Raw genomic sequence first — 10,871 nt, 5'->3', positions numbered from 1 at the left:
GGGGCGGCGGGAGCCGCCGGTGCCGCAGCGGGACGCGCCGGACCAGGCTTCACGGCCGGACCGGGCTTGACCGCGGACGCGCCGGGCTTCGCCGCTGCGGGGGCGGGCGACGCGGCAGCGGGCTTTGCCGCGGGCGCGCCGTCAGTCGACTTGCCGACGCCGTCGGCCTCGAGCGCAGCGCGCAGCTTGCGCGCCACGGGGGGTTCGATGGTGGACGAGGGGCTCTTGACGTATTCGCCGAGCGCCTTCAGCTTCTCGAGCGCGACCTTGCTGTCGACGCCGAGCTCGGAAGCGATCTCGTGCACGCGTGGTTTGGCAGCCACAAATTCTCCTGTCTGGGTCCACCCAGGCAGGGCAGACCGTTAATCGCGGACGGGTCTCATTTCGAGCCGTTCACTTTGTTTCCATAGCCGTTCAGCCTTTTGTTCGCTGTAGGTACTGGTCGATGGTCTGCGTGTCAAGCGGGCCTGACACACGCAATGCGCGTACGAAGGCACGGCGCCGCAGGGCGGCATCCATGCACTCAGGTGTCTTGTGCACCCACGCGCCCCGTCCGGGCATCGATGCGCGCTCGTCGGGGACGAGGACGGAATCGATGGAGACCACCCTGAGGAGAGTGGACCGGGGAGCACGCGTGCGGCATCCGACACACGTTCGTACAGGTTCCATTCTACACCCCGGGGCGATATGCCCCGGACCCTTCCTCGCTCTGCGCGGCGCGGCGGAGCCGCCGGAGCGGCTCAGCCCTCCTCGAGAATGCTGTCGGGCTGGATGTCGATCTTGGCTCCGGTGAGCTTGGCGGCAAGGCGGGCGTTCTGCCCCTCCTTGCCGATGGCGAGCGACAGCTGATAGTCGGGCACGAGGGCCCGGACGGCCTTGTTCGAGGCATCCAGGACGAAGCTCGAGGTCACCTTCGCGGGCGAGAGCGCGTTGGCGACGAACTTCGCCAGCTCCGGGTCGTAGTCGACGATGTCGATCTTCTCGCCGCCGAGCTCCTCGGTCACCGCGCGCACGCGGCGGCCGAGCTCGCCGATGCAGGCACCCTTGGCGTTGATGGACGGGTCGTTCGCCTTGACGGCGATCTTGGTGCGGTGGCCGGCCTCGCGAGCGAGCGAGACGATCTCGACGAGTCCGGCGGGGATCTCGGGAACCTCGAGCGCGAACAGCTTGCGCACGAGACCCGGGTGGGTGCGCGAGACGGTGATCTGCGGCCCCTTGGTGCCCTTGGCCACCGACGTCACGTAGACGCGCAGGCGGGCGCCGTGCGCGTAGTCCTCGGTGGGCACCTGCTCCTCGGGCGGCAGGATGGCCTCGACCGAGCCCAGATCCACGTGCACCATGCGCGGGTTGGGGCCCTGCTGCACGATGCCGGCAACGATGTCGCCCTCCTTGCCGCGGAACTCGCCGAGCACGGCGTCGTCGGCGATGTCGCGCAGACGCTGGCTGATGACCTGCTTCGCAGCGAATGCGGCGATGCGTCCGAAGTCCTCGGGAGTCGACTCCTCCTCGCCGATGACGGCGCCTTCGTCGTCGAGGACGGGGATGAACACGGCTACGTGACCGGTCTTGCGGTCCAGTTCCGAGCGTGCGCCCTCGGGCAGTTCGCCGGTGGGCGACGTGTGCTTGGCGTAGGCGGTCAGGATCGCCTGTTCGATGATGCGCACGAGCTCGTCGAAGGGGATCTCCTTCTCGCGCTCGACAGTCCGCAGCAGTCCGAGATCGATGTCCACAGTGGCCTCCGTATTCAGCTCTCACCGGCGCGTCGACGCGCGCCGGAACCCTACAACGTTACCCGATGCCGCGGCGCGTGGATCTGGGAGTCCGATACACGGCTGCGCGGGGCCGTGGAGTCTCGAAGGAAGGCGCAACGAGCCGGCCCCGGGGCCAGGTTCTGAGGCGCCTACTCGGTGGGACAGTCGTCGACGTGCGTGTCGGCGTGACGGAACCGGGCGTCGGTCCACGCGATGAGAACGGGTACGAAATGCGAGCCCGGGAGCAGGGTGCGCAGGTGGTCGTAGCCGCGGTACTCGAGGCTGCGGACCTGGTCGCCCTGCGCGCACAGGCGCCCGACGAACTCGCGCTGCAGGTGGGGTGGGATGACCTCGTCCTCGTCGCCCCAGGCGATGAGGATCGGCTGCTCCCACGGCCCGGTGGGCGTGTTGTCCGCGAGGCGACGGCCGAGGGCACCGGTGGTGAGGTCGCCCACGAACAACGGGCGGTCCTCGGAGACGCCGAGCGCGGTCGCGACCGACACGATGACGCCGGGCTCGGAGGGACACCGCTGCGTCATCTCGCGGACGATGGCCTCCGAGCCCGGGGCGATGTAGTCGGTGAGGTCCACGTCGTCGTAGGTGTCGGCGTACGGCACGAGCACCCACGAGATGAGGATGGACAGCAGCGCGTTGGCGTCGCCGCTGGTCAGCTCCTCGGCCAGCTCGACGGGCTCGGCGGCCGGTGCGAGGAGCGCCGTGCCCCGGATGTCGAGGTCGGGGGCGTAGTCGCCGGCGATCTGCGACGTCCACAGCGCCGCGTGCCCGCCCTGCGAGTGTCCCCAGACGGCGGTGCGGCTCGACAGCGTGACACCGTCCAGCTCGCCTGCGGCGACCACCGCGTCGAGTGAGGATCGCGCCTCGCCGCGGCCGATGAGATAGGGGAAGACGCCGGGAGCGCCCTGCCCGGCGTAGTCGGACGCCACGACGACCCATCCGCGTGCAAGCGCCTCGTCGAGGCCGGGTATCGCCCACTTCGTGGCGGACGCGTCGCGCAGACTCGGCGCGCAGCCACGGGCGACGCCGGTCGTCCCGTGGTTCCAGACGACGACCGGTCGCGGACCCGGTGGCGCCTGCTGGGGCACGATCACGAGCGCGCTCGCCACCGCGGGCTGTCCGTTCGCGTCGCGGGTCGTGTAGAGGATGCGCCGGACGTCGGCGCCGGAGGGCTTCTGCCCCGAGAAGTCGTCCGTGCGGATCAGCCGCCCGTGCTCGTAGGGCACGACGGTCGGCGGGTCGTAGAAGGCGTCCACAACCTGCGCGCCGTCCTCGAACCACGCGTTCGCCCACCAGCCGCCGGCGGCGAGCGCCACCAGCAGTGCGGAGAGGGCGTACCGGCCGGCGGCCAGCCAGGCGGCGCGTGCACGAGCAGGTCTCGGCGGACCCGCAGATGCGGCGGAGTCGGATGCCGAGGCCTGAGGCGCCGCCTCCGCCGAAGCGGCGGCCGCATCCACGGCGTCGGGCACGTCTCGCGCAGACGTTCGCGTCTTCTCCGGGACCGGCCCGGCGGGCTCGCCGGTGGCGGGCACCGAGCGTCTGCCCTCGACGAACGCGCGCACGGCGCGGACCAGCATCGACGCGCCGAAGATCACCGTCCGCACCCCGAAGATCAGCGCGACGACGAGCACCGTCACGTCGGGCCAGGCATACGACAGGATGCCGAACGCGATCTGTGCCCCGCCCCAGACGCCGGCGAGCACGCGCTGGCTGACACTCCCCCGCCGCACCGCGTCGTAGATCGACGCCAGACCGCCGAGCACCAGGAGCACCGCGATGATCTCCGGGAGAAGCTCCAGAGTGCGGCCGAGGCCGAGGAGGATCGCCAGTCCCAGCGCGATCCACACGACGCCGAAGCCGACGCGGGACCACAGCGCTGTCTCGGGCGCCGCGACCAGCCGTGCCACCCCGGAGAAGATGGCACTCAATCCCACGTAGACGGTCAGGAGGACGAGAGAGGTGAGGGGCCGGGTCACGATGAGAAGTCCGACCAGCAGCGAGAGCGCGCCCACCACGACCAGCACCGCCGGAGGAGCTCCGCGCACAAGTCGCGGCACGACGCTCCATCCGGACGGGAGCGGTCGACGGTCCTCGCGGATCATCCGCCCCATGATAGGTCCGCCCGCCGATGGACCACTGAGGCCGCACCGCGGACGGCGAACCATCGCCGTTCCCCGGACATCCCGCATGATCCGCGTCAAGCCCCTCGTCCGGCGGAATCCCGGGTCTAGCGTGAGCACGTGAAAGCGAACGCGAAGCAGCTGGCCCGCGAAGCGGAGTCCAGCACCGCCTTCGAGGCCATGGCGCGGGCCGGATACGTCGCCAACGGCGTGATCCACGTCCTGATCGGCGTCATCGTGATCGTGCTCGCCGCGGGCGGGCGCGGCGAGGGCGATCAGGCCGGTGCGATGAAAGCGGTGGCGGGCGCTCCCGCCGGCTTCGTCATCCTGTGGCTCATCGCCCTCGGACTGTGGGCGCTGGGCGTGTGGCACGCGGCCGAAGGGCTCCTCGCGCGCGATCCGTCGGGCGACGCGAAGGGCGCCGCGCGCAAGTGGGGCCGACGGCTGGCCGAATGGGGGCAGGCCGCGGTCTTCATCGCGCTGGGCATCATCTCGGCGGCGGTGGCCATCGGTGCGCGACCCGACGGCGAGGAGGCCGCCGAGGACGCGAGCCGGGGACTGCTGGAGGTGCCCGGCGGAGCGATCCTGCTCGGGCTCATCGGGCTCGGGATAGGGATCGGCGGCATCGCGTTCATCGTGATGGGGGTCATGCGGAGCTTCCGCACACGCATGCGGATCCCGGACGGCAAGCGGGGGCGCACGCTCACGACGCTCGGAGTCGTCGGCTTCGTCGCGAAGGGCGTGGCCCTGACGATCGTCGGGGTTCTGCTCCTCATCGCCGCGGTGGCGACGGACGCCGAGACCGCCGGCGGGCTGGACGGTGCGGTCGACGCGCTCCTCGCCCTGCCGTTGGGTCCGGCTCTCGCCTGGACGGTCGGCGTGGGCTTCATCGCCTACGGGATCTTCACGGTGGTCCGCGCCCGCGTCGCGCGGATGTGAGTGCGGGCACAGGGGCCCTCGACCGCGGAGAGATGCGGGTGCCGCGGCCGACGTCGAGGCGCGGCATCCGTGCTGTCAATGCCCTGGAGGAGATCCGCGGCATCGCCGATCCTGAGGGCATGACACACACAGAGGAAGATCTCGTCACCGGCCCGGAGGCGATCGCCCGGGTCAAGGAGCTGGTCGAGGACATCGACTTCACGATGCTCACCACGCGGGATGCCGCGGGCAATCTCGTGAGCCGTCCGATGAGCACGCGGCAGATGGACGACGCGGGCGACATCTGGTTCTTCACCCTCGCGGGGACCGGCAAAGTGGCCGAGGCGCAGGCCGACCCGCAGCACGACGTCGGGCTGTCGTACCTCGACCCGAAGGGGCATCGCTACGTCTCGGTCGCCGGGCGCGCCGAGGTGGTGCGCGACGACGCGAAGATGAAGGAGCTCTACTCCCCCGACCTCGACATCTGGTTCGAGGACGGACTCGACACCCCCGGCCTGGTGCTGTTGCGCGTGACGCCCGTGGAGTGCGAGTTCTGGGAGCCACGGCACGGCAAGCTCGTCACGGCTGCGGGCATGCTCAAGTCGCTGGTCACGAAGGACACGCCCGACGACACGATGTCGCACGGCAAGGTCAGCTGCTGACCGGAGCCCGATGCCGCGCCGCCTGAGTCCAGGCGGCGCGGCATCTCTCGTCGGTGTCGCTCAGGCGCGGTAGACCTGTACAACCGACGGGCGCGGCGCGGTCGGCACGGCGCCTTGCAGGGTCGACCCGTAGTCGGGGAACAGTGACGTCGGCGCCGCGAACGTGCCGCCCTCACCGGGATGCTGCACCGCGACGAAGACGAGCCCCTCCTTGTCGTGGATCACCGGGCCGCAGGTCTCCGCCTCGCGCGGTACGGACAAGAACTGCTGCACGTGGCCGCGCTCGGCGCCCTCGAGCGGCACGAGGAAGAGGCCGTCGTTGTAGCCGATCGTGCTGGGCGCGCCGTCCGTGGAGATCCAGAGATTGCCCGCCGAGTCGAATGCGACGTTGTCGGGGCAGGAGATCGGTGACACGAGCTCCCTGGGGAAGCCGGCGAAATACGAGTTGGCGAAGGTGGCGGGGTCGCCGCAGAGCAGCAGGATGCTCCAGCCGAACGTGGTGCCGGACTGCCCCGCGGTCTCGGTGAGCTCCACCACATGCCCGTAGCGGTTGCCGGTGACCGGGTTGGTCTCGTCGATCGTCGCGGCGGAGCGGGCGGAGTTGTTGGTGAGCGCCAGGTACACCTTGCCCGTCTTCGGGCTGGGCTCGACGTCCTCAGGGCGGTCCATCTTCGTCGCGCCGACAGCGTCCGCGGCGAGACGCGTGTAGACGAGGACCTGCTCGGTGGTGAAGCCGGGCACGACGCTCTGACCGTTCTGCGTGAGCGCGATCCAGCTGCCGGAGCCGTCGAACAGCCCATCGCTCGGAAGCGCTCCGGTGCCGACGATCTCGCCTGCCGGGGAGTTGCCCCGGAACTGGGCGACATACAGGTCGCCCTCGCTCAGCAGCTGCATGTTCTTCTTGCGCGAGCCTGAGATCTTGTTCTTCGACACGAACTTGTACAGGTAGTCGTTGCGCTCGTCGTCGCCCATGTACGCGACCACGTGGCCGTCTTCGGCGACGATGACGTTGGCGCCCTCGTGCTTGAAGCGGCCCATCGCGGTGTGCTTGCGGGGCGTCGACGTCGGGTCCTGAGGGTCGATCTCGACGATGTAGCCGAACCGGTTGGGCTCGTTGACGTACTCGGCGTTGTGCGCGTCGAAGCGGCGGTCGTACTTCTCCCACCCGGTGGAGGTGGAAGTCGACGGCGTGGCCTGATAGCGCTTCTGGGCCGGGGTGTCGGCCGCCCACGCGAAGTAGCCGTTGAAGTTCTCCTCGCCCGACAGGATCGTGCCCCACGGGGTCGTGCCTCCTGCGCAGTTGCCCAGCGTGCCGTGCACCCACCGACCCTCGGGGTCGGCGGCGGTCTTCACCAGGTCGCTGCCGGCCGCGGGGCCGGTCAGCTCGAAGACGGTCTCGACCGTGATCCGGCGGTTGCGGGCACCGTCGACGACGTACGACCAGGGCTCACCCGTGCGCTTGCGGCGGATCTCGACGACCGACATGCCCTGCGCCGCCTTGAACACGTCGCCGCGGCGCTGCAGCTCTGCCGGGTCGGTCGACGGCGGGAACATGATCTCGGGGTTGACGTACTCGTGGTTGTTCACCAGGACGCCCGTCTTACCGCTGGGGTCGGCGACGATGTCGAGGTAGTCGCAGTTGTAGCCGAACTGCAGGGCCTGAGCCGCGGGCGACTGGCCGTTGATGTCGAAGGCGGGAGCGTTCGAGAACAGGGGGTCGCCCCACCGGATGATGGGCCGCCAGGTGTAGCCCGACGGAACCGTGAACTCGTCGACGAGCCGGTTCACCGGGGCGATCGGATCGAACGGCAGACTCCCACCCGCGGGACGCGCGAACGCCGCACCCGCGCCTCCGGCGCCCGCGGAACCGGGCGCCGACAGCGGCGTCTGGGACCGAAGACCCCCGACGGCGATCGCAAGGGCCCCTGCGGCGCCGAGACCGAGGAGCGCACGGCGCGACAGTGCAGCCGAGGCCACCTCCTGGAAGGTCTCGTTGTGCGAGGAATTGCACTCCGGCCCGAGGCACGCGTTCGCGCACTTGTACTGGCACGTCGCCGCGAGGCGCTTGCCGCGCGCGTGGTCGGCGAGGGGAAGGGAACGGCGGAATCCTTCGATGATGCTCACGAGGGCCCTCTCTGCAGGCATGGCGGCGTCGGCCGGGAATGCCGTCAGCCTCGTCCCGTGCGGCGACGCTCACCGGAACCGCAGGTGAACGGCGAACGACGGAAGCATGAGAACGGCCTCATCCAGACGACCCGTGCGGCGACCTCATACAGGAGACGGATGCCGCGGCTCGCGCGCCGGCTCAGACCCTGTCATTCGCGCTCGCCGCGTCCGCCCGCGTCGCATCAGGCCGGCGGCGCGGAGTCCAGCGCGTTGACCGCAGCGATCAGGCGGTACAGCTCGCCCACCCGGAACTGGTTGAGCCGCAGCACCAGGCGCGGCAGCTCCACGCGGTCGTCGTCCTCACGCTCGATCGGGAGCGGCCCGCGGCGCTCGATGCGCCCCTCGGTGAGCAGGGCGCCGAACTCGGCGTTCAACGCCGAGACCTCGGCATCCGTCGGCTCGCTCTTCAGACGCAGCACGAGGCGCTTGCCGACCCACCTCAGCGAGTCGTAGTTGCGATAGAAGCCGGTCAGCGCGGCCACCGCGGACTCGACCGAGTCCGTCACCACGACGCGATCGAAATCGCCCTCGGAGATGACTCCCGACGGCAGCAGGTGGTCGTCGACGAAGCGCCGGAGTCCCGACCAGAACGTTCCGCCCGGGGCGTCCAGGAGCACGATCGGCGTCGGGTCGGCCTTTCCGGTCTGCTGCAGCGTGAGCAGTTCGAACATCTCATCAAGCGTGCCGAACCCGCCGGGCACGCACACGAAGCCCTTCGACTCCTTCACGAGCATCAGCTTGCGCGTGAAGAAGTACTTCATGGTGACGTTCCGCGCGTTCTCGCCGACGATCGCGTTCGGCTTCTCCTCGAAGGGAAGCCGGATCGAGACGCCGAGGGAGTTGTGGGCACCGGCTCCCTCCGCCGCCGCCTGCATGATCCCGGGACCCGCGCCTGTCACGACCAGCCATCCGCTCTCGGCCAGTGCCGCGGCGACCTCCGAGGCCTGCCGGTACAGCGCGTCGTCGGGGAGGGTGCGAGCCGAGCCGAAGATCGTGGCCTTGGGCAGGTCCTCATACGGCGCGAACAGCTGGAACGCGGCGCGCATCTCGGTGAGGGCCGCGCTCGCGATCTTCAGGTCGAGCCGGTCTGCTCGGTCCATGCCCAGGCCGATCCCGGTCGCGACGATGCGGGCGACGAGATCGGCGTTGTCGGTGATCCCGGCATCCGCGAGCATCCCGCGCAGGTCCTCGGTCACCTCAGGGGGCACCGCAGCGCTGTGGTTCATGCCTCCACGTTGCCACGTCCCGCGCGTGCGCGGGCCGACGCGGGCGGAGCGTCCGGAGGACCAGCTCCGACCCCAGGGGTCAGACGAGGCTCAGCGTGCCGTGAGGCGCGCCACCGCGTCCGCGATGGACACGACCTCTCGTTCGCCGGTGCGGCGGTCCCAGAGCTCGACCTGCCCCTCGGCGGCGCCACGGCCGACGATGACGATCTTGGGGACGCCGACGAGCTCGGCGTCGCCGAACTTCACGCCCGGAGAGACCTTGGGACGGTCGTCGTAGAGCACGTCGAGGCCGGATGCCTCCAGATCGGCCGACAGCTTCTCGGCCACGTCGAACATGCCGGCCTCACGCCCCGCCGCGACGACGTGGACGTCGAACGGCGCCACCGAGGGCGGCCAGATCAGGCCCTTGTCGTCGTTGTTGAGCTCGGCGATGATCGCCAGGATGCGGGTGACGCCGATGCCGTACGAGCCCATCGTGACGGTGACGAGCTTGCCGTTCTCGTCGAGCACCTTGAGGCCCAGCGTCTCGGCGAAGAAGCGCCCGAGCTGGAAGACGTGTCCGATCTCCATACCGCGAGCGAGCTCGACCGGCCCGGAGCCGTCGGGCGCCGGGTCTCCGGCGCGCACGTTCGCGACCTCGACGAAACCGTCACCGGCGAAGTCGCGACCGGCGACGAGGGTGTGGACGTGCTTCTGGTCGATGTTGGCGCCGGTGATCCACGCCGTGCCGTCGGCGATACGCGGGTCGAGGAGGTAGCGGATGCCCGTCGCCGACTCCTCGCCGAGCACGGCCCCGGTCTCGGACCACGGACCGATGTACCCCTTCACGAGCAGCGGATGCTTCTCGAAGTCCTGCTCGGTCGCGGGCTCGACGGCCGCGGGCGCGAAGGCCACCTCGACGCGCTTGTCGTCGATGTCGCGGTCGCCGGGGACGCCGACGACGACCAGCTCGCGGGTGCCGTCGAGATGGGTGAGCGCGAGCACGACGTTCTTGAGCGTGTGCGCCGCCGTCCACTCCGCGGCACCGTCGGTCGCGGGGCCGGCGATCCCCGACGCGGGAGCGTCGAGGTGCGCGTTCGCGTGGTCGACCAGCGTCTGGATCGTCGGAGTGTTCGGAGAGTCGAAGATGACCGGCGCGCCGGTGCCGTCGAAGGGGATCGGCGCCGGTGCGGTGGTCGTGTACGCCTCGACGTTCGCGGCGTAGCCGCCCGCAGACCGGACGAACGTGTCCTCGCCGACGGGCGTCGGGTGCAGGAACTCCTCCGAGCGGGCGCCGCCCATCAGCCCGTTGTCGGCGGCGACGATGACGTATTCGAGTCCGAGCGCCTGGAAGATCCGCTCGTACGCGTCGCGCTGCGACTGGTACGACGTGTCCTGCCCCTCGTCGGTGTAGTCGAACGAGTACGCGTCCTTCATCGTGAACTCGCGCCCGCGCAGGAGGCCGGCACGCGGCCGGGCCTCGTCGCGGTACTTGTCCTGGATCTGATAAATCGTCAGCGGCAGGTCCTTGTACGACGAATACAGGTCCTTGACGAGCAGCGTGAACATCTCCTCGTGCGTCGGCGCGAGCAGATAGTCGGCGCCCTTGCGGTCCTGCAGGCGGAAGATGCCGTCGCCGTACGAGGTCCAGCGGCCGGACGCCTCATACGGGTCGCGCGGCAGCAGGGCGGGGAAGTGCACCTCGTACGCGCCCGCCCTGGTCATCTCGTCGCGGATGACCTTCTCGATCTTCGCCTTGACCTTGAGCCCGAGCGGCAGCCAGGTGAACACACCCGGCGCGGCACGCCGGATGTAACCGGCGCGCACGAGCAGCCGGTGGCTCGTCACCTCCGCGTCGGCGGGGTCTTCACGAAGCGTGCGGAGGAAGAAGTGCGACAGACGGGTGACCACGAGGGTCAAGTCTAGGACGCACGGATGCCGCGCTCTCTCCCGGCATCTTCCCAACCTCCCCCGCTCGGCGCCGGCGCGTCGGGCCGAGCGTCCATGCGCGTGGGCGCAGCCGCGCCGCCGGGT

Annotated in this window: 9 protein-coding genes; 2 read left to right on the top strand and 7 right to left on the bottom strand. The window is 70.1% G+C overall.

The annotated features are described in order from the left end of the window. From Q9R08_RS20600 to Q9R08_RS20585, 4 genes are all read right to left on the bottom strand, one after another. On the bottom strand, positions 1-323 hold a 323-nt coding region (locus Q9R08_RS20600), incomplete at its 3' end, for a translation initiation factor IF-2 N-terminal domain-containing protein (protein WP_308870129.1). Between the two features lie 91 nt (positions 324-414). After that, positions 415-669: a YlxR family protein gene (locus tag Q9R08_RS20595; protein ID WP_308870127.1), complete on the bottom strand. Its 255-nt coding sequence runs from the start codon at positions 667-669 to the stop codon at positions 415-417. Between the two features lie 71 nt (positions 670-740). Next, entirely contained in the window at positions 741-1,730 is a 990-nt protein-coding gene (gene nusA / locus Q9R08_RS20590; protein WP_308870125.1) for a transcription termination factor NusA, read from the bottom strand. Positions 1,731-1,900: 170 nt separating this feature from the next. Continuing rightward, on the bottom strand, positions 1,901-3,868 hold the full coding sequence (locus Q9R08_RS20585; RefSeq protein WP_308870123.1) for a lipase family protein: 1,968 nt from the start codon (positions 3,866-3,868) through the stop codon (positions 1,901-1,903). Between the two features lie 138 nt (positions 3,869-4,006). Between Q9R08_RS20585 and Q9R08_RS20580 the strand changes: the two genes are divergently transcribed. Both Q9R08_RS20580 and Q9R08_RS20575 read left to right on the top strand, forming a co-directional pair. Further along, positions 4,007-4,825: a DUF1206 domain-containing protein gene (locus tag Q9R08_RS20580; protein ID WP_308870121.1), complete on the top strand. Its 819-nt coding sequence runs from the start codon at positions 4,007-4,009 to the stop codon at positions 4,823-4,825. 119 nt (positions 4,826-4,944) lie between these two features. Beyond that, positions 4,945-5,466 carry a pyridoxamine 5'-phosphate oxidase family protein gene (locus Q9R08_RS20575; RefSeq protein WP_308870119.1) on the top strand — a complete coding sequence of 174 codons (522 nt, stop codon included), beginning with the start codon at positions 4,945-4,947 and terminating at the stop codon, positions 5,464-5,466. A 60-nt stretch (positions 5,467-5,526) separates the two neighbouring features. Here Q9R08_RS20575 and Q9R08_RS20570 read toward each other — a convergent pair whose 3' ends face one another. The 3 genes from Q9R08_RS20570 to Q9R08_RS20560 all read right to left on the bottom strand — a co-directional run bounded on the left by Q9R08_RS20570 (position 5,527) and on the right by Q9R08_RS20560 (position 10,748). After that, positions 5,527-7,611: a PhoX family protein gene (locus Q9R08_RS20570; protein WP_308870117.1), complete on the bottom strand. Its 2,085-nt coding sequence runs from the start codon at positions 7,609-7,611 to the stop codon at positions 5,527-5,529. A 203-nt stretch (positions 7,612-7,814) separates the two neighbouring features. Further along, on the bottom strand, positions 7,815-8,858 hold the full coding sequence (locus Q9R08_RS20565) for an LOG family protein (protein WP_308870115.1): 1,044 nt from the start codon (positions 8,856-8,858) through the stop codon (positions 7,815-7,817). A gap of 90 nt (positions 8,859-8,948) precedes the next feature. Further along, on the bottom strand, positions 8,949-10,748 hold the full coding sequence (locus Q9R08_RS20560) for a proline--tRNA ligase (protein WP_308870113.1): 1,800 nt from the start codon (positions 10,746-10,748) through the stop codon (positions 8,949-8,951). Positions 10,749-10,871: the final 123 nt, after the last annotated feature.

Origin of the sequence: Microbacterium psychrotolerans (genome assembly GCF_031085295.1) — a bacterium.
GTDB lineage: Bacteria > Actinomycetota > Actinomycetes > Actinomycetales > Microbacteriaceae > Microbacterium > Microbacterium psychrotolerans.
Note: the sequence above shows the minus strand (reverse complement) of the source record. Positions and strands in the feature narration are given on the sequence as shown.